We start from the raw sequence: 24,518 nt of genomic DNA, 5'->3' as shown, positions 1-24,518 counted from the left end.
CTAGTGGGCGAACTGTCCCGCGTCATCCGGGCGGAACCTCATTACGCTGCGGGGATGGTTCGGGTGCTCGCGGTGGCGGACGAGGTCGTCGAACAGCTGTGGACGGCGCAGGTGCAGGCCCACGACGTGGACCTGGTGCTGGCGGCGGGTGACCTGCCCTTCGACTACCTGGAGTTCCTGGCCAACGCGCTGGAGAAACCGCTGGTGTTCGTGCCCGGCAACCACGACGTCGACCTGTCCGGCTACTCGAACGTGCGCGGCCTGTGGACCAAGGCGGGAGTGCCGGTGCGCTGGCCGGGCCCGGCCGGTGCGGTGAACGCGGACGAACGCGTGGTCGACGTCGCCGGCCTGCGCATCGCGGGCCTCGGTGGTTCGATCCGCTACAACAAGGGCCCGAACCAGTGGACGGAACGGCAGCAGGCCCGCCGAGCCCGCCGGGTGTCCCGGCTGGCGGCGTGGCGCAGGCTGCGGGACGGACGTGGCGTGGACGTGCTGCTGACCCACTCGCCGCCGTTGGGCTGCGGCGACGAACCCGACGCGCCGCACCGCGGGTTCGAGTGCTTCCGCGGGCTGGTCTCGCGGTTGCAGCCGTCGTTGATGCTGCACGGCCACATCCACCCGCACGGCGTGCCGCGGCCGGACCGCGAGCTGGGCTCCACCCGCGTGATCAACGTGGTTCCGCAGAAGCTGCTGGACATCTCGGGAGGTCGCGATGAGACGTGACACCGGTTTCCCCGTCGCCGACGCCGAGAACGACTTCCTGCGGGCCCGCCGCCGCCAGGTGATGTCGCGCCTCGCGGCCTGGCTGCGCCGCGAGCCCGACGACGTGAACATCATGCTGCCGTTCCACGAGGTCGTGGACGCCCTCGGCATGGTGTCCGAGAAGCGCCTGGGTCTCCAGTCGATCCGCCTGGACTCGATCGTGGGCAGCGTCGACCGCACCCGCGACTTCGACCGCCGCTTCCGCCCGACCTCCGGCCGGGTGCGCGAACGCTGGCAGCGCCTGGCCCTGGCCGCCCGCAGGGGCGAGAGCGTGCCGCCGATCGAGGTCTACCGCGTCGGCGAGCTGCACTTCATCGTCGACGGCCACCACCGGGTGTCCGTCGCGCACGCGCTGGGCCTGTCGGTGATCGACGCCTACGTGACGCAGGTGGTCACGCGGATCAACTCCTCCGGCATCCGGTACCGCGGCGACCTGATCGTGAAGGACTACCGGCGGCTGTTCCTGGACCGCGTGCCGTTGAGCGGCGAGGCTCGTGCGGCGGTCGTGCTGTCGGATCCCTGGGACTACGCCGAGCTCGGCGAGCACGTCGAGGCGTGGGGGTTCCGGCTGATGCAGGACACCGGGTCGTTCCTGGACCGGCAGGAGATCGCGCGGCGGTGGTACGCCGACGAGTACAAGCCCGTCGTCGCGATGCTCCGGCAGGCGGACATGGTCGGGGACCGCACCGAGACCGAGGCCTACATGTGGGTGGCGGCGGAGCGGTACCGGCTGATCAGGACGCACCGGTGGGACGCCGAGGTGATCAACGCGGTGCGGGAGGAGACCCAGTCGCACCCGCGCCGCGGGTGATCGCTTCACCGCCGGCGTGCCCGTGAGGGTGGCGCGTTCGGACCGGTGAAGCCCGGCTGGACGGGGTCAAGCGGCGAACGGGTCGGTCAAGCGGTGTGGCGGGCGCGACCGACGGCAGGTGGCTCAGCGCGGTGCTACCCGCGGCCCGTCCGCTTCCGGCAGCGGCCGCGCCTGGTCCAGGACCTCGTCGGTGTACTTGTCGAGCAACCGGGTGCCGATCTGCTGCGCGTACCCGAAGATGACCGCCCACAGCAGCAGCGCCGCGGCCGACGGGATGCCGATCAGCCCGCTCGTCACGCCCGCTCCCAGCGCCAGGATGCCGACCACCGCCAGTGCCGCGCCGAGCATGATCTTGATCAGGGCCTGGTAGCCGATCATCACGTACGGCGAGAGCGACGGCCGCCGGCGCAGGAGCAGCACCACGGCGGCCAGCACCGCGCCGAACGCCCCGAGCACCTGCACCAGCCAGACGTCCACACCGGACGCCTTGGCGGTCCCGCCGGGACAGACCGTGGGCAGCGCGTTCTCCTTCGGGTCGACGCAGAGCGGGATGATGCCCGGCCGCACGATGCCGACGACGCCCAGCACCGTGTTGATCACGAACAGGACGAGCGACGCGGCGATCAGCTTGTTGCGCAACGCCCGCGAGCCCGCGTGCGCGAAGTCCGAGTTGTCGTAGGCGGCCCGCAGCGCGTCCACGACGATCGCGCGCTCCACCGCGGGCGTGAACTGCCCCGGCCGCAACGACTCCAGGGCGCGGCGGCGCGGATCGTCGTCGTCCAGGTACTGCGCCACACGCGCCTGAAGACCCGGCAGCCGGCCGAGGAACCCGCGCTCCGCGGAGATCGTCGCCACCTCGGCCTCGTGCAGGGCGCGCCAGGCCCGTTCGATGTACCAGCCCGACCACCACGACGGCACCATGCGCCACCACGGCTCGCGGTCGCTCAGCATCGCCTCCACCACCGCCGCCTGTTCCTCGGCGGTGCGGCGCCACACGTCGCCCTCGGGATCGATCGGGTCGGACGGTCCGAGCGCAGCCAGATCCGCGCGGACCCGGTCCAGCCGGGACTGCACGACGAGTCGCCAGTCGGTGACTCTGGGTCTACGTTCGGCCATGTCCCGATGGTGACAGGCGGCATCGACGATGTCGGCAGCCATCCGTGTGACGTGCGAAAACGTCACCCGGTACGCATATCCACCTGCGCTTGCACGCCCTGCTAGCCATACAACTCTCCGTGACCACGTCGAGCCGCGCATTTCACCACGACGCCCTGCCGAACTGGGGCGAACGGTACGCGGAGGTGGCACCGGCATACCCGGCCTGGAGGTGACGGCTCACAGCCACCTGCGGGCGGCCGGATCCCACGCGTCCCGCGGAATTTCGCCGGTCAGCGGGTCCACGAACTCGATCACGGCGGCCACGACTTCCCCGAAGTCGTCGGGCAGGTGGTCGCCGTCCGGTCCGAGACGCTTCTTGAACGCCGCATAAGCCCGCTGCCGCAACGCCACCAGGTCTCCGATCGCCTCGGACAACGGCCGCAGATCAACGGCACGATGCCGAGCGGTCGCCTCCAGAGCCGATCGAGCCGACTCGCAGCACACGGCGTGTCGGCCGGTCAGCGTGTAGAGATCGGCGTAGTCGCGGACCCTCGTATTCGCCTCCCCGAGCGCGAGCGCCGTGCTGGTCTTCTCCGCGAGGACCGTCTCGATCGGATATCCGAGCACGGCGATCGGCGCAACGCCCGGCCGCTGCGAAGGCAGCTCGAGCAACTGGGGCGCCGGCGTGACCGGGTCGCCGAAGTTGACGTCCAACTTGAGCTTGACGCGCGCTGCGGCGATCCGGCAGTCCATGGTGATCCGCACACCCGCGTAGAGGTTGTCCTCGCGGATCGACTGCGCCGTGACCGTGTCGACGAGGAACTCGACACCATCGTCCTCGTCGAGTTCGGCGTCGGCCACCTCGACGACGCGCGCGACCACGGACGCCTCGTCGTTGGCGAGGTTTCTGGCAAGCAGGTCGGCGTCGGCGGTGGGCCGCCGGGCGTCGAAGACGGCGAGGAGCATTCCGCCCTTCAGCACGAAGTCACGCGCGTGTGGGGATGCGGCCAGGCGAGCGAGCCATCGCTCCAGCACGTACAGCGTCTGCAGTTCCTGGGTCGGATGTCGCTCCCTGCGCGCCTGGTTCTGCAGGTCCAGGTAGGCGCGACCGGCGGGCGTGGCTTTGGTCGGTCGGCTCATTCCGCGATCACCGCGTCCACTGCGGCACGGACCGCCCCCAGGACTCCGAGCTTTCCGGCGAGCGCGAGCACCTCTCCTGGACGTGCGCCGCGCCGCGACAGGTACCGGCGGAGCGCGGACAGGGCGAGCGGCTCACCGAGCCTGCCTCGGAGTCTCATCAGGTCTACGACCGTTCTTTCTGGACCGTAAATGCGCACGTCCTCACCCGGAGCGGCCTCCACCTCGGTGATCCCGAGCTCGAAGGTGCTGAAGCGGAAGACCTCGGTCGGCGGGTAGCCGATGCGCGGAGGTCGGTTGCCACGCGGAACCGCGATCTGGACCTCACGAGGGATCTCGTCGGTGAGGTCGTGAACCTCGGCGGCTGACACACAGCACACGACTGCGGACGGCACGCGCATCGACACCGCCAGCAGATCCGGCCACGTCGGCGCCGGTGCCTCGGCCTTGCGGAACACGCCCCGGGAGAGTTCCAGCAGGTCACCCTCGTCGCGAAGCCGGTAGAGGCGGCGGAAGTGCAGGCCTGCCTTGTTCGCCTGGCCCGTGGTGAAGGTGTTCGGCAACGCCTCGAAGGCATTCATGGATAGAAGTGTCACCATGCCGGGTCGTTCTGGCAACACTTCCATCCGCCACAGCGGAACGGGAGGCGCCGCCCAGGGCGTGGCGACGCCTCCCCTTTCCCCTTGCGGGCTCAGGCGGTCTGCGAGGGCTCCACCAGCGCACGGAGCCGGGGAGGCATCCTCTTCTCCAACCCGTACGGTTCGAGGTGCGCCTGCAGCACGCCCGTGAACGCCCGCTCCACGGAAGCCGTGTCCCAGTTGTCGCTCTCCAGGATCGGTTGCTTGAAGTACGGCTGCCCCACGATGTGGAGCTGACGGCCGTTGCAGCGGATGACCTGGCCGGTGATGCCCTCGGCGCGGTCGGACAGCAGGAACAGCACCAGCGGCGCCACCTTGCCCGGCGTGCGGTCCGCCGGGATGGCGCGCAGGGAACGCTCCGACTTCCACACCATCCGCGTGTGCGCGACGGGGCACACGGCGTTCACGCGGATGCCTTCCGACTCGAGGTCGAGGGCCCAGGAGTAGCTCAACGACGCCACGGCGCCCTTGGTCGCCGAATAGGTGGCGAGCTTGCGCTGACCAAAAGAGGCGCCGGAAGAAATGTTGATGATCGAGCCGCCGCCGTTCGCGCGCATCGCTCGCATGGCCGCGATTCCGACGTAGATGACGCCGAGGACGTTCACCTCGACCACGTGCTTGATGGTCTCGGGGTCGTCGTCCCACGGCGCGGTCTCGTAGTTCAGCCCCGCGTTGTTCACGAGGCCGTCGACGCGGCCGAACTCGTCGACGCACAGGTCCACGATCTTGGCCGCCTCGCTCGGGTCGGCGACCGTGTGGTTCGAGGCGACGGCGCGGCCGCCGTAGCCCCTGATGTGCTCCGCGACCCGTTCCGCCAGGTCACCATCGTTGTCGTTGACCACCACCGACGCGCCCGCGAGGGCCGCGTGCATCGCGTAGGCTTCGCCGAGTCCTCGGCCGGCCCCCGTGATGACGACCGCTTTGCCGTCCAGGATCCCCATTGCACGCTCTCTTTCCTCACTCGGCAGCGGTTCCGGAACCCCCCTGTGGCCCCGTACCCGCCTTCGACAAGCGTGCGGACGAAACGAACCGGCGGAATACCTGGTTTCGTCGAGATGACGCTGCCGAGCGCCCAATGGCGCACCGAGTTCGGCCCGGCAGTTGGCCCCGACTGATCGGCCCACCTGGACCGGAGGCTTTGGCCCTAATCCGATCGAGTGACAAAAACGGGCCGCCCTCCCGAGGGAGGACGGCCCGTTCACCGACGAGGATTCACCGTTCCGTGTAGGTCAGGTTCTTTCCGCTCGACGGGTCGAACAACTGCACCTTGTCCGCGTCGAACCAGATGTCCGACGAGCCGCCCTCGACGGCGGCCGACGCCGACGACAGACGCGTGACCAGCGAGATGCCGTCACCCGGCACGTCGTCCGACCCCGCGTCCGCCGCGAGCTCCTGCAGCTCCGCCGAGGCCGCCTGCTCACCGGTGAGGTTGAAGTAGGCGTACTTGTCGGAACCCATCGACTCGAGGACGTCCACCTGGGACGTGAACTTCCCGCCGGACGACAGCTTCGCCGGCTCGACCAGCGCCGCGTCCTCGAAGTGCTCGGGGCGGATGCCCAGGATCACCTCGCGGGGAGCCTCCGCCGCCTCGACCAGCCGGCGCACCCGGTCCGTCAGCGTCACGTCCCCGATCACCGACCGCAGCGCGCCGTTCTCCAGCGTCGCCGGCACGAAGTTCATCGACGGCGAGCCGATGAAGCCCGCGACGAAGAGGTTGGCCGGCTGGTCGTAGAGGAACTGCGGCGCGCCGATCTGCTGCACGACACCGCCGCGCATGACGACGACCCGGTCGCCGAGGGTCATCGCCTCGGTCTGGTCGTGCGTCACGTACACCGTCGTCGTGCCGAGCTGCTTCTGCAGGCGCGACACCGAGGTGCGCATCTGCACGCGCAGCTTGGCGTCCAGGTTGGACAGCGGCTCGTCCATGAGGAACGCCTTGGGGCTGCGCACGATCGCGCGGCCCATGGCCACGCGCTGCCGCTGGCCACCGGACAGGTTGGACGGTTTGCGGTCGAGGTGCTGCGAGAGGTCGAGGATCTCCGCGGCCTCCTTGACCTTCTTCTCGACGGTGGCGTTGTCGACCTTGGCCAGCCGCAACGGGAAGGCCATGTTCTCCTTCACCGTCATGTGCGGGTAGAGGGCGTAGGACTGGAACACCATCGCGATGTCGCGGTCCTTGGGCGCCTTCTCGTTGACGCGCTGCCCGCCGATGCGCAGCTCGCCGTCGGTGATGTCCTCCAGGCCCGCGATCATGTTGAGCGTGGTGGACTTCCCGCAGCCGGACGGTCCGACCAGGATGATGAACTCGCCGTCGGCGATCTCCAGGTTGACCTCCTGCACGGCCAAAGCACCGTCGGGGTACCTCTTGGTCACCTTGTCCAGAACGATCTCTGCCATTGGTTCAGCTCACCCCTTGACGGCGCCGGAGGTCAGGCCGGCGACGATCCGGCGCTGGAAGAACAACACGAAGAGGATGATCGGGATGGTGATCACGACGGCGGCCGCCGCGATCGACCCGGCCGGGTCCTCGAACTGCGAGCTGCCGGTGAAGAACGACAGCGCCACCGGCACGGTCCGCGACTGCTCGGTCGAGGTGAGCGAGATCGCGAACAGGAAGTCGTTCCAGCAGAAGATGAACACCAGGATCGCCGTCGTGAACACGCCCGGCGCGGCCAGCGGCGCGATGACGCGACGGAACGCCTGCCCCGGCGTCGCACCGTCCATCTTCGCCGCCTTCTCGAGCTCCCAGGGGATCTCGCGGAAGAACGCCGACAGGGTGTAGATCGCGAGCGGCAGCGCGAACGTGATGTACGGCAGGATCAGGCCGGGCCACGTGTCGAAGAGGCCGAGCGAGCGCTCGATCTCGAACAACGGCGACACCAGCGAGACCTGCGGGAACATCGCGATCAGCAGCGAGACGCCCACCAGCAGGTTCTTGCCGGGGAAGTCCAGCCTGGCGATGGCGTAGGCGGCCATCGTGCCGAACACCACGGCGATCGCGGTCGCGATGATCGCGATGCCGATGGAGTTGACCAGAGCCCGCGTGAACTCGGACGTCGAGAAGATGTTCTGGTAGTTCTCGAGGCTCCACTCGCGCGGGATGAAGTTGCCGTCGGCCAGCGTCGCCGACGACTTGAACGACAGCGACACGATCCACAGCACCGGGAACAGCGCGTAGATCACGACGACCGCGTTGAGGACGCCCCAGCCGACCTTCTTGCCGGTGGTCTCAGCTCCTCCGATGCCTGCCATCAGCGCTTCCCCCCGTCGTCGCTGCCGGGGGCAGCGGTGCCGAAGAGCTTGATGAACACGAACGCGATGATCGCGACCATGATGAAGATCAGCACGGACATGGTCGATCCGATACCGAGGTTCAAGCCCTTGATGAGGTTGTTGTAAGTCAGCATCGACACCGACGACGTGCCCTGCGAGCCCGCGGTGAGCACGAAGAGGTTGTCGAAGATGCGGAACGCGTCGAGCGTGCGGAACAGCAACGCCACCAGGATCGCCGGCTTCATGATCGGCACGGTGATCCTGATGAACCGCTGCCACCCGCTGGCGCCGTCCATCGCGGCGGCCTTGAGCAGGTCGTCCGGCACGAGTGCCAGACCGGCCATGAGCAGCAGGGCCATGAACGGCGTGGTCTTCCAGATCTCCGCGATGCTCACGACGATGAGCGCGGGGACCTTCTCCGTCAGCACCGGGTCGCCGCCGAGCGCCTCGGCGAGGTAGCCGGTGCCGGGCGTCCAGGCGAAGCGCCAGGAGAACGCGGCCACGACCGTGACGATGCCGTACGGGATCAGCGTCGTCGTGCGGACGATGCCGCGGCCGACGAGCGCCCGGTGCATGATCAGCGCGAGCGACATGCCCAGCACCAGTTCGATCGCGACGGTGACGACGGTCAGCACGACCGTCACCCACACCGCGTTCCACCAGTACGGGCTGCTGAGCACCGTGACGTAGTTGTCGAACCAGATCCACTCGGTCCGGTCGGGGAACTTCAGGTCGAACCTCTGCATCGACAGCAGCAGCGAGTAGAGGATCGGCCAGCCCGTCACCGCGACCATGGTGATGGCGGCGGGAGCGCAGAGCAGCCAGCCGAGCCTGCGCTCGGCCCTCTTGCCCTCGCTCAGCGCCGCCTTCTTCTTGGGGGACACGGGTTCCGCCGGTGATGCTCCGGCTGTCGCCGTGTCCTCGGTGGTCGTCTGGCTCACGGCAGCACCCCCTTCGAGTCGAGAGCGTCCTGCAGTTCCTTGCGCAACCGGTCCGCCGTCGCCTGCGGGTCGATGCTCGCGGGCGGCGACAGGATCGTGGAGATCACCGTCGACACGTTCTGGTACGCGGGCGTGCTCGGCCGCGCGCTCGCGTTCTCCAGCGTCTTCTTGATGTCGTCGCGCATCGGGTACGCCTCGGCCATCTCGGGTTCGTCGTAGACGGACCGGATGGTCGGCGGCACACCGTCCTTGAGCGCGGCGAGCTTCTGGCTCTCCGCACTGCGCAGGCACGTCACGGCGTCGAACGACTCGTTCGGGTGCGTGGAGTAGTTGCTGACGGCGTAGTTGATCCCGCCGACGGTGACCTTGGCCTGGTCACCGCTCAGCGCGGGGTACGGCGCCCACTTGAAGTTCTTCGCGAAGTCCGGCTTCTTCTGCGCCGCCGCGTAGACGTACGGCCAGTTGAGCTGGAACGCCGCCTGGCCGTTCTCCATGGCGAGGCGCGCGTTGTCCTCGGCCGCGTTGGAGAACGACGGGTCGATCGCCTTCGACGTCGCGAGCTTCTTCAGCGCCGCCAACGCTTCCACGGCCTTGTCGTCGACGATGGCCTTGGTGCCGTTCTCGTCGAGGATCGTGCCGCCGTTCGAGTTGACGAGGGTGTTGTACAGCACGACGAGCCCTTCGTACTGCTTGCCCTGCGCGACGATCCGGCCGGGCTTCCCCTCCGCCACCAGCGCCTCGGCCATGGAGATCATCTCGTCCCACGTCTTCGGCGGCGTGGGCACGAGGTCCGAGCGGTACCAGAGCAGCTGGACGTTGGTGTTGTCCGGAGCCCCGTACAGCTTGCCCTCGTACGTCGCCGTCTCCAGCGGCGCGGGCAGCGTGTCCTCGGACACCGTGGACTTCACCGAACCGGTGAACTCCTTGATCCAGCCCGCCTTGGCGAGCTCCGCCGTCCACGTGACGTCGAGCCCGAGGACGTCCATGCTGTCGTCCTCGGCCGCGAGTCTGCGCACCATCTGCTCGCGCTGACCGTCCGCTTCTCGCGGCAGCTTGTTGTAAACGATGTTGTAGCGCCCGCCGGCCTTCGCGTTGCAGTTGTCGACGATGGCCTGGAAGTTCTCCTGCGGATATTTGTAGACGTTGACGGTGATCCCGCCGCCGTCCGAACCGCACGCCGTAACCGTGGACGCCGCGAGCAATGCGGCCCCCACTCCGGCGGCGACTCGATAGCGCCGTGTCGCACCCATCGGCCCAGCCTCCTTCCCGACTGCACGGAGGAGCCAGACCGCAGCGCCCGGCACCTCGTCGTGCCACCGGCCGCACCGGGCGGACCGGTCAACCGAACCTAGGCCCGGTGATCACCTGCCGCAACCAAGGGAAGCAACGATTCAGAACCAAAGGCCCTATGGGAACCTCAAGAACCGGGGTTCACGGGCCGCATCGCGAGCTTCGCGAGCAGGTCACGGCCCTTCTCGGCCGACTTCGGGTGGCACAGGACGTCGTACCTGCCCGCGACGAGCTGGGACGCGGACTGGAAGTCCCGCTTGCCCCGCGCCGACCCGTACCCGACCGCCGCGAACACGAGCCCGAAGAACACACCGGTGATCAGACCGGTCAGCACGGGCCCGACCGTCACGCCCGGCTCGGGGCTGAACAGCGTGAGCAGCAGCCCGACGAAGAGACCGAACCACGCGCCGCTCGCCGCGCCCGTCATGAGCACCCGGCTCCAGGTGAGCTTGCCCGTGACCCGTTCCACGAGCATGAGGTCGACCCCGACCACGGTGATGTCCTGCACCGGGAAGTCCTCCAGCGCAAGGAAGTCGACAGCGCGCTGCGCCTCCTCGTACGTGGAGTACGAGCCGACCGGCCACCCCGTGGGCGGGGTGGGCAGGCGGGGCGGGACACCGGGCCGGTTCGGGCTGGCGAACGGACTCGTCACAGGGGACCACCTCTGTCGGACGCGCTGATCGTTCCATCCTGCCAAAGCCGGGTGCGCCGTGCTGAGACGCCTACGGGTGTTTTGCCGGATTGCGCCGGACCGGTGTCAGCGCCCGTGTCAGGGCTGGTGCCGGGGCCGGTCAGCCGGGGAAAGCGATCTCGAACCGGTGCGCGAAGGCCCGGTACGACCGCGCGTACGCGTCCACCTTGTCCGCCACCCGCTCCCGTTCCGCGCGCAGCACCTCGCCGGCGGCACCGGCGTTCCCGGCGAGCAGGTGGATGATCGCGAGCTTGCGGGCCCGTTCGAAGTCCAGCAGCGACTCGGGCCTCGCGAGGAGATCCTTCGCGACCGTCTCCCACTTCGCGCACCGGTCGACGTACGGCTTGCCGAACTCCACGAACGCGGCCACCAACGAGGACGCGACCGGCGCGTGGTCGCCGCCCGGCGTGAAGAGCCACCGCCAGACCGGCTTCTCCCCCATCAGGAATCCCAATGGCACGGACACCAGCGGCGTGGCCGGGATGCCGACGCCCAGCGCGCGGCACACCTCGTCGTAGCGGCGGAAGCAGACGCCGACCAGCGGCGTGAGCTCCAGCGACCCGGCCACCCCGAACCCCAGCCAGCCCGAGACGCCGTCACCGCGGTCCTCCAGCCAGACGTGTCCGCGGCGGACGAACCCCGTCGGGCGCAGGGCGGTGTCCACGGCCACGAGCACGTCGGTTTTCGGGGAAGGCCTCACGGACGACAGAGTCCCACCGATGCCCGGTCAGTGCAGGACGGGTCCGAGGAACTCGGTGAGCTTGCCCACCGCGTCGTCCGGCACCTCGTCCAGGTGCTCGGTCAGCTGCAGGAGCAGGCGGCCACCGCCGAGGTCCTCCACCGAGAAGCACGGCGCGGACGCGAGAACTTCTTGCACACCACCCAGAGCAGCGACCTGACGTGGTCCCAGCAGGGTCGCCCAGTGTGGACCGCGGGCCAGTTCCGCCGCCATGAACAGGGACTCGTCCAGCCCCACGCCGACGGCGACCTCGTGCTCGGTCCGCACGCCGGAGCGGTCGAGCGTGATCCAGCCGCCGCAGGCCCGGGCCAGTGACGCTCCCGCGCGGAACGCCGAAAGCCAGTTCTGTTGCGCGGCAAGGGAGATCCAGCCGCCGAACAACGAGCGCGACGCCGTGACCGCGATCTGGTGCGGGAACGCCGGGTCGTCCTTCAGCAGGACCTCCGCGGTCCAGCCGCCGTCGACCAGCGGCAGGCCCTGCGAGTCGAGCTGCACGAGCTGCACGCGCAGGAAGGACGGCAGGTCCGCCAGCGCCGCCTGCCACGACGGGAGGGTGAACTCACCCGAAGAGAGCAGCAGACGGGCGTAACCCGGCGGGCCCCAGGGAGTTGTGTCAGATGGCGTGTATCCGCGGGCCACCGCGACGAGCTCCTCGACCGAGGCAGGGCAGAGAGGCGCGAGGAGGTCGGTGAAGAGCGCGCCGAACCAGGCGGCCAGCGCGGGGCGGTCGACACCGGAGAACGTGTCCAGCTCCAGACGGACCACGTGCGGTGGCGACACAGGTCTGGGAAGCGTCAGGTCTGTGCTCAAAGTGAGCGAACCTTACGTCTCCCCGGCATGCGCCGTTAGAGGCCAGACACGTGAATCTTTGGCCCCTAACGGGCGAACCTGCGACTAGCCGCGGGACTGGTAGTCGCGCAGCAGGCCGCGGGAGATGATCGTCTTCTGGATCTCCGACGTGCCCTCGCCGATCAGCAGGAACGGGGCCTCGCGCATCAGGCGCTCGATCTCGTACTCCTTGGAGTAGCCGTAGCCGCCGTGGATGCGGAACGCCTCCTGCGTGACCTCGGCGCAGTACTCGGACGCGATGAGCTTGGCCATGCCGGCCTCGACGTCGTTGCGCTGACCGGAGTCCTTGAGCCGCGCGGCGTTCACCATCATCAGGTGCGCCGCCTCGACCTTGGTGGCCATCTCGGCGAGCTTGAACGCGATGGCCTGGTGCTCGGCGATGGCCTTGCCGAACGTCCTGCGCTGCTGCGAGTACTCGATGGCGAGCTCGAACGCGCGGATCGCGATGCCGCACGCGCGGGCGGCCACGTTCACCCGGCCCACCTCGACGCCGTCCATCATGTGCCGGAAGCCCTGGCCAGTGACGCCGCCGAGGACCTGCTCCTCGGCGATCTCGAAGCCGTCGAACACCATCTCGGTGGTGTCGACGCCCTTGTAGCCCATCTTGTCGATCTTGCCGGGGATCGTGAGGCCGGGCACGACCTCGCCGTAGCCCTCCGGCTTCTCGACCAGGAACGTCGTGAGGTTCTGGTGCGGCTTCTCGGCGCCCTCGTCGGTCTTCACGAGCACGGCGGTCAGGTTGGACGTGCCGCCGTTGGTCAGCCACATCTTCTGGCCGTTGACCGTGTAGCCGTTCGAGCCCTTGACGGCCTTGGTGCGGATCGCGGCGACGTCGGAGCCCAGCTCGGGCTCGGACATCGAGAACGAGCCGCGCACCTCGCCGGCGGCCATGCGCGGCAGGTACTTCTGCTTCTGCTCGGGCGTGCCGTGCTGCTTGAGCATGTGCGCCACGATGAAGTGGGTGTTGATGACGCCGGAGACGCTCATCCAGCCGCGCGCGATCTGCTCGACGACCAGCGCGTAGGTCAGCAGCGACTCGCCGAGCCCGCCGAACTCCTCCGGGATCGTCAGGCCGAACAGGCCCATCTCCTTCATGCCGTCGACGATGTCGGCGGGGTACGTGTCGCCGTGCTCCAGCGCCTGGGCGTGCGGGATGATCTCCTTGTCCACGAACGTGCGCACGGTCGCGAGGATTTCTTCCTGGATGTCCGTGAGACCCGCTGTCTGGGCGAGGCGCGCCATCGCACTTCCCTTCCGAAGCAAGAGTTACCGGCGAGTATGGACCGGTTAACGCTCGTTCGCGACCACGGTGTGCTCTCCGCAACAGCCCGGTGGGAGCTGTACCGAAACAGCACCCGCGACAGGTGTAATCACGCACCCGTGCACGACGAATGAAAGGTGTGGAGCTTAAGATCCCGGCTCACCACACCTAGGGGGACCAGCGATGACCTACGACCCGTACAACCCGAAGCAGGACCCGTACGGCCAGCCCGACCCCTACGCGCAGCAGCAGGCCTACGGCCAGCAGCCCTACGGTCAGCCAGGCCCCTACGGCCAGCCGGCGTACGGCGCGGGCTACGGCTACGTGCAGCCCAAGTCGCAGACGAACGCGATCCTGGCGCTCGTGCTGTCGTGCGTCGGGTTCGTCACCTGCGGCGTGACGTCCATCGTCGGCGTCATCTTCGGCCACATCGCGATGGCGAAGATCAAGCGGGGCGAGGAGGACGGGCACGGCATGGCGGTCGCCGGCCTGATCGTCGGCTACGTCGTCATCGCCGGCTGGCTGGCCTACGCGGCGTTCATCGTCATCGCGATCATCGCGGCCGCGAACCAGGCCACCTACTAGCGGCGGGGCTCAGCCCGCGAGAGCGGTCTCCAGGGCGCCACCGCAGTGGCGGCAGACGTCGGCGAACACGTGGACGTCGGCGTGACATCCGGGGCAGCTGCGGAAGCTGCGCTCGAGCAGGTCGTCCTCGCGGCGCTTGAAGAGCCGTAAGCGCCTGCCCGTCTTGCCGTTACTCGAACGTGACATGCCGACGAGCATGCGCCCCACCAGGGCCCGTGAAGCAAATTCCGGTGACGGATTGTGCGTCACCTCACCCGTTTCGAACGCAACCAGTGACGGTCGACCACGTCCGGTGACATCGAGGGTGAAATGACGCACAACCCGTGACGGACCTAGTCCTCCGGCGGCGTCCACACGTTCGCGCGCGCCATGCCCGCCGCGCGGCCCTTGCCGGAGATCACCAGCGCCATCTTGCGCGACGCCTCGTCGATCATCTCGTCGCCGAGCATCACCGCGCCGCGCTTCCCGCCCGCCTCGGACGTGTAGTACTCGTAGGCGTCGAGGATGTTCTCGGCGTGGTCGTAGTCGTCCTGCTTCGGGCTGAAGACCTCGTTGGCCGCCTCGATCTGACCGGGGTGCAGCACCCACTTGCCGTCGAAGCCCAGCGCCGCGGACCGGCCGGCCACGCGCTTGTAGCCGTCGACGTCGCGGATCTGGAGGTACGGGCCGTCGACGGCCTGCTTGTCGTGGGCCCGCGCGGCCATCAGGATCCGCATCAGGATGTAGTGGTAGGCGTCGCCGACGTCGTAGCCGGGCGGCTGCTCGCCGACGACCAGCGACTTCATGTTGATCGACGCCATGAAGTCGGCCGGGCCGAAGATGATCGTCTCGACGCGCGGGGACGCGGTGGCGATCGCGTTGACGTTGTTGAGGCCCAGCGCGTTCTCGATCTGCGCCTCGATGCCGATCTTGCCGACCTCGTAGCCCATCGTCTTCTCGATCTGCGTGAGCAGGAAGTCGAGCGCCACGACCTGCTCGGGCGTCTGGACCTTCGGCAGCATGATGCAGTCGAGGTTCGCGCCCGCGCCCTCGACGACCTCGGTGACGTCGCGGTAGGTCCACTCCGTCGTCCAGTCGTTGACGCGCACGACGCGGGCCTTGCCGTCCCAGCCGCCCTCGTTCAGCGACGCGACGATGGTCTTGCGGGCGTCCGGCTTGGCCAGCGGGGCGCAGGCGTCCTCCAGGTCCAGGAACACCTGGTCCGCCGGCAGCGTGCGCGCCTTGTCGATCATCTTCTGGCTCGAGCCGGGCACCGCCAGACACGAGCGGCGGGGGCGCTGCTGGTCGACCACTGGAGTACCTCCTCGTACCGGCCGGTAACTACGAGCGCCACAGTGGCACGCCTCGACCGGGGGCGCACATCCGCTGAGTCCCGTTTCACAAACCCTGGCAGTCTGAACCGGTGGAGATCACGCGAATCCTCGACGCCGCGCTGCGGAAAGCGGCTGCCGTCTGGATCACCTCGCCCGGCCACGAACCGCGGCTTGTACACGCGCATTGGCGCGGCGACGCGCTGTGGGTCATCAGCGGCGGCTCCGAACGCGAGGTGCCGCTGACCGACGGCGCGCAGGTGACCGTCACCGTCCGCTCCCCCACCACGCACTCGCACCTGATCGACGCGAAGGCCACTGCGCAGCTCGCCGAGCCCGACGAGGAGACGACGCAGGCGTTGAAGACCGCGCGCCTCAACACCAAGCCGGACTGGGAAGCCGTGTACCGCCTGGAGTTCAGCGCATGATCACGGTGCCGGCCGGGTTCGGCGACGGCCTCGGCGACGGCGCCGCGGAGTGGGTGGCGAAGCTGCAGACGCTCGCCACCAAGGCGTGCGCCCGCTGGCAGCTCACCCCGGACGGCCCGCTGCTGCACGGTTTCTGCGCCGTGGTCCTGCCCGTGCGCAGAGCCGACGGGCACCCCGCCGTGCTCAAGCTGACGTGGGTCGACGAGGAGACCGAGCACGAGCCGCTGGCGCTCAAGCTCTACGACGGCAACGGCGCGGTCCAGCTGCTCGGCCACGACGCCGAGCTCGGCGCGTTGCTGCTGGAACGCCTCGACCGGCACTCGCTCGACGACGAACCGGTCGACCTCGCGATCGGCGTGATCGGCGACCTGCTGCGCCGCCACCGCGGCATCGAGGCGCCAGGCGAGATCCGTCGGTTCGCCAACTCGCTGCGGGACCACCCGGCGGTCCCGCGCGACCTGCTCGACGCGGCCCGCGAGGCCGGCACCAGACCGATGGGCACGACGCTCGTCAACGAGGACCTGCACTACCAGAACGTGCTGCGCGGCGACCGCGAACCATGGCTGGTGATCGACCCGAAACCGCTGGCCGGCGACCCCGAGTACGGCGTGATCCCGTTGCTGTGGAACAGGTTCGACGAGCTGGACGGCGAACGGGGTCTCACCGACCGGTTCCTCGCCGTCTGCGACGCGGGTGACCTCGACGCGGAGAAGGCCCGCGGCTGGGTGCTGCACCGCGCCGTCGCCAACTGGATCTGGGCATTGCGGGAGAACATCGGCGACATGGCCATGATCTGCGCCGTCATCGCGCGGTGGGCGGCCCGGACCTGATCTAGCCTGGACGGGTGGTGGCTGTGAACCGGGTCTTCATCGCTCAGCTGGCCGGACTTCCCGTGTTCGGCCCCGACGGCGAACCCATCGGCAAGGCCCGTGACGTCGTGATCAGCCTCCGCATCGACCGGCAACCGCCGCGCGTGCTCGGCATGGTCGTCGAACTGGTGACGCGCCGGCGGATCTTCGTGCCGATGCTGCGGCTCACCTCGATCGAGCCGAACGCCGTGACGCTCGCGACCGGGTCGGTCAACCTGCGGCCGTTCCACCAGCGCGTCAACGAGGTGCTGGTGATCGGCGAGCTGCTCGACGCCAAGATCCAGCTCGACGACGGGGGCACGGCGGCGGTCGTCGACGCCGCGATGGAGCTCACCCGCACCCGCGACTGGCGCGTGGTCCGCGTCGCCGGCCGCGAGCGCACCGGCCGGTTCAGCCTCAAGGGCCCGGTGCAGGTGTGGAACTGGGAGGACGTCGCGGGCCTGAGCGTCAACGAGATCGCGAGCCAGCCGCAGGGTGCGCACCAGCTGGTCGCGGTGTTCGAGGGCATGCGCGCGGCGGACGTCGCGCACGCGTTGCACGAGCTGCCGCCCAAGCGCCGCCACGAGGTCGCGGACGCGCTGGACGACGAACGGCTCGCGGACGTCATCGAGGAACTGTCCGAAGAGGACCAGAAGGACGTGCTGTCGCACCTGGACGAGGAACGCGCCGCGGACGTCCTGGAGGCGATGAACCCGGACGACGCGGCCGACCTGCTGGCCGAGCTGGCCGAGGGCACCAAGGACCGGCTCCTCGAGCTGATGGAACCCGAGGAGTCCGAACCGGTCCGGCGACTGCTCGAGTACTCCTACGACACCGCCGGCGGTCTGATGACGCCGGAACCGATCATCCTCACGCCGGACGCGACGATCGCGGAGGCGTTGGCACGCGTGCGGAACCCGGACCTCACGCCGGCGCTCGCGTCGATGGTCTTCGTGTGCCGCGCGCCCTCCGCGACGCCGACCGGCCGCTACCTCGGCTGCGTCCACATCCAGCGACTGCTGCGCGAGCCCCCGTTCGACCTAGTGGCCGGAGTGATCGACACGGACCTGGCACGCCTGCCGCCGAACGCCTCGTTGAGCGACGTGACGCGGTACTTCGCCACCTACAACCTGGTGTGCGCGCCGGTGACCGACGAGAGTGAGCACCTGCTCGGCGCGGTGACCGTCGACGACGTGCTGGACCACCTGCTGCCGGACAACTGGCGCGAGACGGGACTGAGCCATGCCTGAACTGCCGCGCCGCCGCCTCGACCTGCCGCGCGAGCCGCGGGGCTTCCGCTTCTCGATCGACCCCGACACGTTCGGCCAGCTCTCCGAACGCCTCGCGCGCTTCCTGGGCACGGGCAAGTTCCTGTTCTGGCAGACGCTGATCGTCGTCGCCTGGATCACGGCGAACCTCGTGGCGGTGTCGCTGCGCTGGGACCCGTACCCGTTCATCCTGCTCAACCTGGCGTTCTCGACTCAGGCCGCCTACGCCGCGCCGTTGATCCTGCTCGCGCAGAACCGGCAGGACGACCGCGACCGCGTGTCGCTGGAGGAGGACCGGGCGCGGGCCGCGCAGACGAAGGCGGACACCGAGTACCTGGCCCGCGAGCTGGCGGCGGTGCGGCTGGCCCTCGGCGAGGTGGCGACGCGCGACTTCATCCGCGGCGAACTGGAGAAGCTCGTGAAGGAGCAGAACAACCTGAAGAAGGTCAGGCCCTGACGCGGCCGCCGGCCACCAGGTCGTCCAGCACGTCGTGGATCGCGGGAGCCGTCTCGGCGTGCTCGCGGTACTCGCCGCGCGTCACCCACGTCAGTTCGGCGATCTCGTTCGTCGGCATCGGAGCGCCCAGCAGCTGTGCCGTGAAGCAGGTCATGTCGACCATCGCGCCTTCGCCCTCGCCGTAGGCAGGGGCGACGTAGCGCTTCAGCTCGACGGGGTCGTCGGCCTCGACGCCGAGCTCCTCGCGTACCTCGCGGCGAAGCGCTTCGACGGGCGTCTCACCGGGCTCGATCTTGCCGCCGGGGAGGTAGAAGGCCTTCTTGTTGCGTGAGCGCACAACGAGGAGGCGGCCGGCCTCGACGTGCACGAGTCCCACCACCGTGATCACGGGTACACGTCGTCCGCTGCCAGCCGGTCGCACGTGCGGCCGAAGGCTTCGAGCTCACCGGGGCCGAAGCTCTCCCCGAAGTGCTCGGCGACGCCGGCCAGGTGGGTGGTGGAGGCACTGCGCAGACGCTCGGCACCGAGCGGTGTGAGCACGGCCACGATGCCGCGTCCGTCACCGTCCGCGCGTTCGCGTCCGACCAGGCCCGCGCGTTCCAGGCGGTCCACCAGGCGGGTCACGCCGGAACGGGACAGCAGGACGGCGTCGGCCAGTTCAGTCATGCGCATGCGCATGGAAGGCGTCTCGGCCAGTTGGACCAGCACGTCGTACGCCGCGAGCGAAAGGCGCTGCTCAGCAATCAGTTCGGCCTCGAGGACCCTCGTGATCCGTGCATGCGCGCGGAGGAACGATCGCCACACCCCGAGCTCGACACGGGTGGGCAACCGGGAACTACCCGATTCCGGCACGGGCGTGGATGTTACGGACAGCTGCTACCCCACTACGACCTGGGCCTGTGCTGGAAAGTGACCGGCCGGTAGGAGGGGCGCGAACCGGACGTAGCATGGATCGGTGACCACCACGCAGCCCCTTCCCACGGTCGAGGACGTCCGCAAGGCGCTCTCCGGCGTGCAGGACCCCGAGATCCGCCGTCCGATCACCGAGATCGGCATGGTCAAGGACGTCGAGGTCGGTGCGGACGGTGCCGTGGTCGTCGGCATCTTCCTGACGGTCGCGGGCTGCCCGATGCGGGACAAGATCACGAAGGACGTCACCGCCGCGGTGTCGGCGCTCGACGGCGTCGCGTCCGTGAAGGTCGATCTCGACGTCATGAGCGACGCCCAGCGCACCGAGCTGCGCAAGACGCTGCGCGGCGGCACCGAGGAGCCGGTCATCCCGTTCGCCCAGCCGGGCTCGCTGACGCGCGTGTACTGCGTCGCGTCCGGCAAGGGCGGCGTCGGCAAGTCCTCGGTCACCGTGAACCTCGCCGTGGCGATGGCCGCGCGCGGCCTGTCCGTCGGCATCGTCGACGCCGACATCTACGGCCACTCGATCCCGCGCATGCTCGGCGCCGACGGCCGTCCCACCCAGGTCGAGAAGATGATCATGCCGCCGCAGTCGCACGGCGTGAAGGTCATCTCGATCGGCATGTTCACGCCGGGCAACACCCCGGTCGTGTGGCGCGGGCCGATGCTGCACCGCGCGCTGCAGCAGTTCCTCGCGGACGTGTTCTGGGGCGACCTGGACGTGCTGCTGCTCGACCTGCCGCCCGGCACCGGTGACGTGGCGATCTCCGTGGCGCAGCTCGTGCCGAACGCCGAGATCCTGGTCGTGACCACGCCGCAGCAGGCCGCCGCCGAGGTGGCGGAGCGGGCGGGGTCGATCGCGCTGCAGACCCGGCAGCGGGTCGCCGGTGTCATCGAGAACATGTCGTGGCTGGAGATGCCCGACGGCTCGCGCATGGAGGTCTTCGGTTCCGGTGGCGGCGAGGCCGTCGCGGAGTCGCTGTCGAAGGCGATCGGGTCCGAGGTGCCGCTGCTCGGCCAGGTGCCGCTCGACCCGCGGCTGCGGGAGAACGGCGACACGGGCACGCCGATCGTGCAGGCCGTGCCGGACTCGGCCGCCGCTCAGGTGCTGTCCGAGGTGGCGAAGAAGCTGAGCGTCCGGTCGCGCGGCCTCGCGGGCCGGTTGCTGAACGTCTCGCCCGCCGGCCGCTAGAGAAGTCTCGAACGAGAAGGGGCCCTGCCGCACAATGCGGCAGGGCCCCTTCTCGTCGGACGGGCTCAGGTGGCGTCCGGGTCGTACGGCGGGCGCTCCCCCGGTGCCAGCGGACGCTGTTCCGGTGCGGGAGGCGACATCGAGGCCGGGTAGCCGTTCGACTTGGTGGTGGGCTCCGGGTCGTCGAACAGGTGCTTGGACACCGCGCGCTTCGGGTCGAAGTTGCGCAGTTCCCGCAGGTCTTCGAGAGGCTTGCGGAGCTGCTCGAACTCCGGGCCCATCTCCTGCTTGAGCTGTTCGCGCGCGCCGGTCGCGTACTCGCGGACCTGGCGGACGGTCTTGCCCAGCCAGGCCGCCGCGGACGGCAGGCGTTCGGGCCCCAGGATGAAGAGGCCCGCGATCACGATGATGAGGAGCTCCGGCCATCCGATGTTCTCGAACACGGTTCCCAGCCTACTGGTCAGTCGCTCTTCAGCGTCACGTCGAGTTTCAGCTCACGGCCCTGGCGGGCCAGCGTCACCTGGACCTTCTCGCCGATTTCGTGCTCCCTGACCGCGACGACCAGTTCGGCGGCGTTGCGGACCATCCGGTTGCCGACCCTGGTGATCACGTCGCCCTCCTGGATGCCGGCGGTGGCCGCGGCGCCCCCTGCGGGGACGTTCTGCACCTGGGCGCCCTCGGAGGTCTCGGCGGACACCGACTTCACGTTGACGTTCATGTCGGCGTGCTTGACCTGGCCGTTGCGGATCAGCTCCTGGCTGATCCTGCGGGCCTGGTTGCCGGAGATCGCGAAGCCGAGACCGACCGAACCGCCGGTCTCGGTGCGGATCGACGAGTTGATGCCGACCAGGGCGCCGCGGGAGTCGACCAGCGCGCCGCCCGAGTTGCCGGGGTTGATGGCCGCGTCGGTCTGGATCGCGTCGTAGGTGACCTGCGGGCCGCCGTTCTCGCCCGCCGCGGTGACCGGGCGGTGCAGGGCGGAGACGATGCCCTCGGTGACGGTGTTGGACAGCTGCAGCGGCGAGCCGATGGCGATCACGCTGTCGCCGACCTGGAGCTCGTCGGAGTTGCCGAACTGCAGGACCGTCGGGTTGGTGACCTCGACCTTGATGACCGCGAGGTCGGTCTTGGGGTCGCGGCCGACGACGCGGGCCTGCGCGCGGGTGCCGTCGGTGAAGACGGCGCTCAGCTTGGCCGAGGAGTCCTGCGCGGCCGGGGCGACGACGTGGTCGTTGGTCAGGATGTAGCCGCCGCCCTCGATGACGACACCGGAGCCGACGCCCGCCACGTTGGCGCCCTTGAACTCGATCGACACGACGCTGGGCGTCACGCGCTTGGCGATGTCCGAGATCGAGCCGGCGGGGCGTTCCTTGCCCTCCTCGACCTCGGCGAGCGTCACGGTCGAGTCGGTCAGCGGGTTGCCGGCGCGGCCGATCAGCCAGCCGACGAGACCGCCGACGGCGCCCAGGACGAGGGCGACCGCCAGCAGCAGCGCGAGGGCGGTGGGCTTTACGCGGCGGCCGAAGAGCAGTTCGGGAACGCTCAGCTGCGGGCCGGGTTCCTGCCTGCGCTCGGGTTCGCCCGGCGGTTCCTCGCCGACGGCGGGCGGGCCGATGACGGCACCGGAGGCGGGGTCGCGCCACGGGTCGCCGGCGGGCTTGTCGCCCCAGAAGACGGGGTCGATGTCGGGATCGGGGTCCGACGTCGGCTGCGGCGGGCGCTGCAGCAGCTCCTGCGAGTCCTGGCGACCGAACGCGGTGGCGAGGGACTCCGGAGGCGGCGGCGCCGACTGCACGGGGGGAACGGACACGTCGCGGGCGGCGAACGCGCCGGGAACACCGGTGGGGCGGCCGAAGGCGGTCGCGTACGCGGGGTCGACCGGCGGCTGCACCAGGGGCCGTGGCCGGAGCCTGCGATGCGCTCCGTCGTCCACTCCGGAAACGGGTGTGGACGTCTGGCCGTTGGGCGACTGCTGGCTCATCTCTCCCCGAGTTTTCCGCTAGGAGTGCTGAACTACAGCGTGCCTCACGAACAGTGAAATGGCTGTCAGGGGGTGGTCGCGAAGACCGCGCCGGCGTTCTGCGGGACGGTGGCGGGCGCGGGCGGCGCCTCGCTGTCCGGCGTGGTGAACGCGAGGGCGCTGAGCAACATGCCGCTCACGACGACCCCGGCACCCTGGCGGGCGCGGCGGCCGCTGAACCAGCCGTTGCTGCCCAGGGGTCTGGACGAGCCCAGCACCGGCCCCGAGCCGAACGCGGCCTTGTCCGTGCGCTGCACGGCGACGAACTGACCGTCCTCGGTGATCGCGAGCCCGTCCGGAGCGGACGGCAGGTCGACCTCCTGCGGGATGGCACCGAGCCTGTCCAGCAACGACGCCGACGCCGTGGGCGCCGAAGCGGTGCGCACGGCGGCACGCGCCTGCTGCTGGGTGTAGGTCTCGAACGCGCAGAAGCCACAGCTCTGGATGTGCGCTGAGGCTCGCTCGTGGGCGGTCGAGGACAGTTCTCCGTCCACGAACGCGACCACGGCGTCCGGCAGAAGGTGCTGCTCAGGCAGGCCCCAACCACGGAGGTCGGTCATGCAGAGTCCTCCAGCAACGATTCCTGACGACGACGTTCGAGCGCGACCTTCAGGGCCTGGCGGCCCCGGTGGATCCTGCTCCTCACGGTACCCATCTTCACCCCGAGCGTGGCACCGATCTCCTCGTAGGAGAGTCCTTCCACGTCACAGAGCACGACGGCGGCGCGGAACTCCGGCGGGAGCTCGTCCAGCGCGGCCTGCAGGTCGGGGTCGAGGTGGTTCTCGTCGTAGATTTCCTCGGGGGACAGGTCGTCACCCTCGAGGCGGTCGTTGTCCTCGGGCAGCGCCTCCATGCGGACACGGCTGCGTCGGCGAGCCATGTCGAGGAAGAGGTTGGTGGTGATGCGGTGCAGCCACCCCTCGAAGGTGCCCGGCTTGTACGACGCCAGCGAACGGAAGACGCGGATGAACGTCTCCTGCGTCAGGTCCTCGGCGTCGTGCTGGTTGCCGGTCAGGCGGTACGCGAGCCGGTAGACCCGGTCCGCGTGCTCGCGGACGATGGAGTCCCACGAGGGCGGCGTCCAGTCGGCCGTCTCGATGGGCGCGACGGCCTCCGGCGAACTCGACTGCGTGCGCATCAGGTGTTTCGGCACCTCCATGTGGGCCGCCCGGCGACCCTCGTGCGGCTCAACGGACGGCGGGTCCGGCTTGTTCCCGACCAGAGCCTGGCTTGTTGCTTACTTACCTTGTCGTCCTCTCTTTAAACGATCGTGAGAACTGGCTGAGAGCACCCTGAGAATCTCGGTTCGGGCCGCGTTCACCCGTTTTGGGCACTCGGGGCACTAACCTGCTACCCCGTGACCACGGAATCGGCCCTGAGGGAGTACGTCGAGCAGTACCTCCCCGAGGACGACGTGCACCTGGCAGCGAGAGCACGCGGCCAGGAACTGGGCTGCGTGCCCATCGGCGCGGGCGGAGGCGCCGCCCTGCGGTTCCTCGCGACCGCACTCCAGGCCAAAGCGGTGGTGGAAGTGGGCACCGGCGCGGGCACCAGCGGCCTCTACCTCCTGGCGGGCATGCCCAGGTCGGGCATCCTGACCTCGATAGACGTGGCCCCGGAACACCAACGAGCGGCCCGCGAGGCCTACGCGGCGGCAGGCATCTCCCCGTCCCGCACCCGCCTGATCATGGGCAAGGCCCTGGACGTCCTCCCCCGCCTGACCGACGCGGCATACGACCTGGTCTTCGTGGACGCCTTCAAGCCCGAGTACCCGCAGTACCTGCAACACGGCGTCCGGATGCTGCGCCCAGGCGGCGTGATCGCGTTCGACAACGTCCTGTGGCACGGCGCGGTGGTCGACCCCACGAAGCGAGACGAGTCGACCCAGGCGATGAGGGACATCGCACGCCTGGTCAAGGAGGACGACCGCCTGGTACCGGTGATGCTCCCGCTGGGCGACGGCCTGCTGGTAGCCGCCAGGCGCCCGTAGCAACGCAGGCCGCAGGCCGCG

Annotated in this window: 29 protein-coding genes; 9 read left to right on the top strand and 20 right to left on the bottom strand. The window is 69.4% G+C overall.

The window, feature by feature from the left end; all coding sequences use genetic code 11:
- Window positions 1-54 precede the first annotated feature (54 nt).
- Window positions 55-723: a metallophosphoesterase family protein gene (locus tag VF330_RS05925; RefSeq protein WP_330850475.1), complete on the top strand. Its 669-nt coding sequence runs from the start codon at window positions 55-57 to the stop codon at window positions 721-723.
- The gene (locus VF330_RS05920) at window positions 713-1,573 is read left to right on the top strand and encodes a chromosome partitioning protein ParB (RefSeq protein ID WP_330850474.1); all 861 of its coding nucleotides are present in this window, start codon (window positions 713-715) and stop codon (window positions 1,571-1,573) included. The genes VF330_RS05925 and VF330_RS05920 overlap by 11 nt, the downstream gene beginning before the upstream one ends.
- A gap of 123 nt (window positions 1,574-1,696) precedes the next feature.
- On the opposite strand, the gene VF330_RS05915 is transcribed toward VF330_RS05920, so the two are convergent.
- The 12 genes from VF330_RS05915 to VF330_RS05860 form a co-directional block, all read right to left on the bottom strand.
- Window positions 1,697-2,689: a hypothetical protein gene (locus VF330_RS05915; RefSeq protein ID WP_330850473.1), complete on the bottom strand. Its 993-nt coding sequence runs from the start codon at window positions 2,687-2,689 to the stop codon at window positions 1,697-1,699.
- A gap of 219 nt (window positions 2,690-2,908) precedes the next feature.
- Window positions 2,909-3,811, bottom strand: coding sequence for a nucleotidyl transferase AbiEii/AbiGii toxin family protein (locus VF330_RS05910; protein ID WP_330850472.1), 903 nt, complete (start codon window positions 3,809-3,811; stop codon window positions 2,909-2,911).
- Window positions 3,808-4,434: a type IV toxin-antitoxin system AbiEi family antitoxin domain-containing protein gene (locus VF330_RS05905; protein WP_330850471.1), complete on the bottom strand. Its 627-nt coding sequence runs from the start codon at window positions 4,432-4,434 to the stop codon at window positions 3,808-3,810. Before VF330_RS05905 ends, VF330_RS05910 begins: the two co-directional genes overlap by 4 nt.
- A 65-nt stretch (window positions 4,435-4,499) precedes the next feature.
- On the bottom strand, window positions 4,500-5,387 hold the full coding sequence (locus VF330_RS05900; protein WP_330850470.1) for an SDR family oxidoreductase: 888 nt from the start codon (window positions 5,385-5,387) through the stop codon (window positions 4,500-4,502).
- Window positions 5,388-5,658: 271 nt separating this feature from the next.
- Entirely contained in the window at window positions 5,659-6,843 is a 1,185-nt protein-coding gene (locus VF330_RS05895) for a sn-glycerol-3-phosphate ABC transporter ATP-binding protein UgpC (RefSeq protein WP_330850469.1), read from the bottom strand.
- 9 nt (window positions 6,844-6,852) lie between these two features.
- Window positions 6,853-7,698, bottom strand: coding sequence for a carbohydrate ABC transporter permease (locus VF330_RS05890; protein WP_330850468.1), 846 nt, complete (start codon window positions 7,696-7,698; stop codon window positions 6,853-6,855).
- Complete coding sequence (locus VF330_RS05885) at window positions 7,698-8,660, bottom strand: carbohydrate ABC transporter permease (RefSeq protein ID WP_414675343.1); 963 nt, start codon at window positions 8,658-8,660, stop codon at window positions 7,698-7,700. Before VF330_RS05885 ends, VF330_RS05890 begins: the two co-directional genes overlap by 1 nt.
- On the bottom strand, window positions 8,657-9,910 hold the full coding sequence (locus VF330_RS05880; RefSeq protein ID WP_330850467.1) for an ABC transporter substrate-binding protein: 1,254 nt from the start codon (window positions 9,908-9,910) through the stop codon (window positions 8,657-8,659). The genes VF330_RS05885 and VF330_RS05880 overlap by 4 nt, the downstream gene beginning before the upstream one ends.
- Before the next feature lie 167 nt (window positions 9,911-10,077).
- On the bottom strand, window positions 10,078-10,602 hold the full coding sequence (locus VF330_RS05875) for a general stress protein (RefSeq protein ID WP_330850466.1): 525 nt from the start codon (window positions 10,600-10,602) through the stop codon (window positions 10,078-10,080).
- Between the two features lie 139 nt (window positions 10,603-10,741).
- Window positions 10,742-11,341 (bottom strand): hypothetical protein, encoded by a 600-nt coding sequence (locus VF330_RS05870; protein ID WP_330850465.1) that lies wholly within the window; start codon window positions 11,339-11,341, stop codon window positions 10,742-10,744.
- Between the two features lie 27 nt (window positions 11,342-11,368).
- On the bottom strand, window positions 11,369-12,145 hold the full coding sequence (locus VF330_RS05865) for a hypothetical protein (RefSeq protein ID WP_330850464.1): 777 nt from the start codon (window positions 12,143-12,145) through the stop codon (window positions 11,369-11,371).
- Window positions 12,146-12,274: 129 nt separating this feature from the next.
- Window positions 12,275-13,471 carry an acyl-CoA dehydrogenase family protein gene (locus tag VF330_RS05860; RefSeq protein ID WP_330850463.1) on the bottom strand — a complete coding sequence of 399 codons (1,197 nt, stop codon included), beginning with the start codon at window positions 13,469-13,471 and terminating at the stop codon, window positions 12,275-12,277.
- 202 nt (window positions 13,472-13,673) lie between these two features.
- Between VF330_RS05860 and VF330_RS05855 the strand changes: the two genes are divergently transcribed.
- Complete coding sequence (locus VF330_RS05855) at window positions 13,674-14,075, top strand: DUF4190 domain-containing protein (RefSeq protein WP_330850462.1); 402 nt, start codon at window positions 13,674-13,676, stop codon at window positions 14,073-14,075.
- Window positions 14,076-14,084: 9 nt separating this feature from the next.
- On the opposite strand, the gene VF330_RS05850 is transcribed toward VF330_RS05855, so the two are convergent.
- Both VF330_RS05850 and VF330_RS05845 read right to left on the bottom strand, forming a co-directional pair.
- A complete protein-coding gene (locus tag VF330_RS05850; RefSeq protein ID WP_330850461.1) occupies window positions 14,085-14,261 on the bottom strand; it encodes a hypothetical protein in 177 nt (58 codons plus the stop codon).
- 146 nt (window positions 14,262-14,407) lie between these two features.
- The gene (locus tag VF330_RS05845; protein WP_330850460.1) at window positions 14,408-15,367 is read right to left on the bottom strand and encodes a CoA ester lyase; all 960 of its coding nucleotides are present in this window, start codon (window positions 15,365-15,367) and stop codon (window positions 14,408-14,410) included.
- A gap of 110 nt (window positions 15,368-15,477) precedes the next feature.
- On the opposite strand from VF330_RS05845, the gene VF330_RS05840 reads away from it, so the two are divergent.
- Genes VF330_RS05840 through VF330_RS05825 form a run of 4 tightly spaced genes read left to right on the top strand, consistent with a single transcriptional unit; the run spans window position 15,478 to window position 18,386 of the window.
- A complete protein-coding gene (locus VF330_RS05840) occupies window positions 15,478-15,813 on the top strand; it encodes a hypothetical protein (protein WP_330850459.1) in 336 nt (111 codons plus the stop codon).
- On the top strand, window positions 15,810-16,643 hold the full coding sequence (locus VF330_RS05835; RefSeq protein WP_330850458.1) for an aminoglycoside phosphotransferase family protein: 834 nt from the start codon (window positions 15,810-15,812) through the stop codon (window positions 16,641-16,643). Before VF330_RS05840 ends, VF330_RS05835 begins: the two co-directional genes overlap by 4 nt.
- A 14-nt stretch (window positions 16,644-16,657) precedes the next feature.
- The gene (locus VF330_RS05830) at window positions 16,658-17,911 is read left to right on the top strand and encodes a magnesium transporter MgtE N-terminal domain-containing protein (RefSeq protein ID WP_330850457.1); all 1,254 of its coding nucleotides are present in this window, start codon (window positions 16,658-16,660) and stop codon (window positions 17,909-17,911) included.
- Complete coding sequence (locus tag VF330_RS05825; protein ID WP_330850456.1) at window positions 17,904-18,386, top strand: DUF1003 domain-containing protein; 483 nt, start codon at window positions 17,904-17,906, stop codon at window positions 18,384-18,386. The genes VF330_RS05830 and VF330_RS05825 overlap by 8 nt, the downstream gene beginning before the upstream one ends.
- On the opposite strand, the gene VF330_RS05820 is transcribed toward VF330_RS05825, so the two are convergent.
- Window positions 18,376-18,774 (bottom strand): NUDIX domain-containing protein, encoded by a 399-nt coding sequence (locus VF330_RS05820; RefSeq protein WP_330850455.1) that lies wholly within the window; start codon window positions 18,772-18,774, stop codon window positions 18,376-18,378. The genes VF330_RS05825 and VF330_RS05820 overlap by 11 nt on opposite strands.
- On the bottom strand, window positions 18,771-19,238 hold the full coding sequence (locus VF330_RS05815; RefSeq protein WP_330850454.1) for a MarR family winged helix-turn-helix transcriptional regulator: 468 nt from the start codon (window positions 19,236-19,238) through the stop codon (window positions 18,771-18,773). Before VF330_RS05815 ends, VF330_RS05820 begins: the two co-directional genes overlap by 4 nt.
- 103 nt (window positions 19,239-19,341) lie before the next feature.
- Between VF330_RS05815 and VF330_RS05810 the strand changes: the two genes are divergently transcribed.
- On the top strand, window positions 19,342-20,487 hold the full coding sequence (locus VF330_RS05810; protein WP_330850453.1) for an Mrp/NBP35 family ATP-binding protein: 1,146 nt from the start codon (window positions 19,342-19,344) through the stop codon (window positions 20,485-20,487).
- 65 nt (window positions 20,488-20,552) lie between these two features.
- On the opposite strand, the gene tatB is transcribed toward VF330_RS05810, so the two are convergent.
- The 4 genes from tatB to sigE form a co-directional block, all read right to left on the bottom strand.
- Window positions 20,553-20,930, bottom strand: a complete 378-nt coding sequence (gene tatB / locus VF330_RS05805; protein ID WP_330850452.1) for a Sec-independent protein translocase protein TatB — start codon at window positions 20,928-20,930, stop codon at window positions 20,553-20,555.
- Window positions 20,931-20,947: 17 nt separating this feature from the next.
- On the bottom strand, window positions 20,948-22,468 hold the full coding sequence (locus tag VF330_RS05800; protein ID WP_330850451.1) for a S1C family serine protease: 1,521 nt from the start codon (window positions 22,466-22,468) through the stop codon (window positions 20,948-20,950).
- 65 nt (window positions 22,469-22,533) lie between these two features.
- On the bottom strand, window positions 22,534-23,067 hold the full coding sequence (locus VF330_RS05795; protein ID WP_330850450.1) for a zf-HC2 domain-containing protein: 534 nt from the start codon (window positions 23,065-23,067) through the stop codon (window positions 22,534-22,536).
- Entirely contained in the window at window positions 23,064-23,645 is a 582-nt protein-coding gene (gene sigE, locus VF330_RS05790) for an RNA polymerase sigma factor SigE (protein WP_229813090.1), read from the bottom strand. The genes VF330_RS05795 and sigE overlap by 4 nt, the downstream gene beginning before the upstream one ends.
- Before the next feature lie 219 nt (window positions 23,646-23,864).
- Here sigE and VF330_RS05785 point away from each other — a divergent pair, with 219 nt between their 5' ends.
- A complete protein-coding gene (locus VF330_RS05785) occupies window positions 23,865-24,497 on the top strand; it encodes an O-methyltransferase (protein ID WP_330850449.1) in 633 nt (210 codons plus the stop codon).
- Window positions 24,498-24,518: the final 21 nt, after the last annotated feature.

It is taken from the genome of Lentzea sp. (assembly GCF_036380075.1).
In the GTDB taxonomy this organism is placed as follows: Bacteria; Actinomycetota; Actinomycetes; order Mycobacteriales; family Pseudonocardiaceae; genus Lentzea.
The sequence above is the reverse complement of the archived record's forward strand: the minus strand, read 5'-3'. Positions and strand labels throughout refer to the sequence as shown.

Coding starts and splice junctions, on each gene's coding strand:
- VF330_RS05880 (WP_330850467.1), bottom strand. CDS start 9,910: ATGGGTGCGACACGGCGCTATCGAGTCGCCGCCGGAGTGGGGGCCGCA.
- VF330_RS05890 (WP_330850468.1), bottom strand. CDS start 7,698: ATGGCAGGCATCGGAGGAGCTGAGACCACCGGCAAGAAGGTCGGCTGG.
- sigE (WP_229813090.1), bottom strand. CDS start 23,645: ATGCGCACGCAGTCGAGTTCGCCGGAGGCCGTCGCGCCCATCGAGACG.
- VF330_RS05835 (WP_330850458.1), top strand. CDS start 15,810: ATGATCACGGTGCCGGCCGGGTTCGGCGACGGCCTCGGCGACGGCGCC.
- VF330_RS05855 (WP_330850462.1), top strand. CDS start 13,674: ATGACCTACGACCCGTACAACCCGAAGCAGGACCCGTACGGCCAGCCC.
- VF330_RS05925 (WP_330850475.1), top strand. CDS start 55: ATGGTTCGGGTGCTCGCGGTGGCGGACGAGGTCGTCGAACAGCTGTGG.
- VF330_RS05860 (WP_330850463.1), bottom strand. CDS start 13,471: ATGGCGCGCCTCGCCCAGACAGCGGGTCTCACGGACATCCAGGAAGAA.
- VF330_RS05825 (WP_330850456.1), top strand. CDS start 17,904: ATGCCTGAACTGCCGCGCCGCCGCCTCGACCTGCCGCGCGAGCCGCGG.
- VF330_RS05795 (WP_330850450.1), bottom strand. CDS start 23,067: ATGACCGACCTCCGTGGTTGGGGCCTGCCTGAGCAGCACCTTCTGCCG.
- VF330_RS05900 (WP_330850470.1), bottom strand. CDS start 5,387: ATGGGGATCCTGGACGGCAAAGCGGTCGTCATCACGGGGGCCGGCCGA.
- VF330_RS05800 (WP_330850451.1), bottom strand. CDS start 22,468: ATGAGCCAGCAGTCGCCCAACGGCCAGACGTCCACACCCGTTTCCGGA.
- VF330_RS05910 (WP_330850472.1), bottom strand. CDS start 3,811: ATGAGCCGACCGACCAAAGCCACGCCCGCCGGTCGCGCCTACCTGGAC.
- VF330_RS05905 (WP_330850471.1), bottom strand. CDS start 4,434: ATGGAAGTGTTGCCAGAACGACCCGGCATGGTGACACTTCTATCCATG.
- VF330_RS05915 (WP_330850473.1), bottom strand. CDS start 2,689: ATGGCCGAACGTAGACCCAGAGTCACCGACTGGCGACTCGTCGTGCAG.
- VF330_RS05920 (WP_330850474.1), top strand. CDS start 713: ATGAGACGTGACACCGGTTTCCCCGTCGCCGACGCCGAGAACGACTTC.
- VF330_RS05895 (WP_330850469.1), bottom strand. CDS start 6,843: ATGGCAGAGATCGTTCTGGACAAGGTGACCAAGAGGTACCCCGACGGT.
- VF330_RS05850 (WP_330850461.1), bottom strand. CDS start 14,261: ATGTCACGTTCGAGTAACGGCAAGACGGGCAGGCGCTTACGGCTCTTC.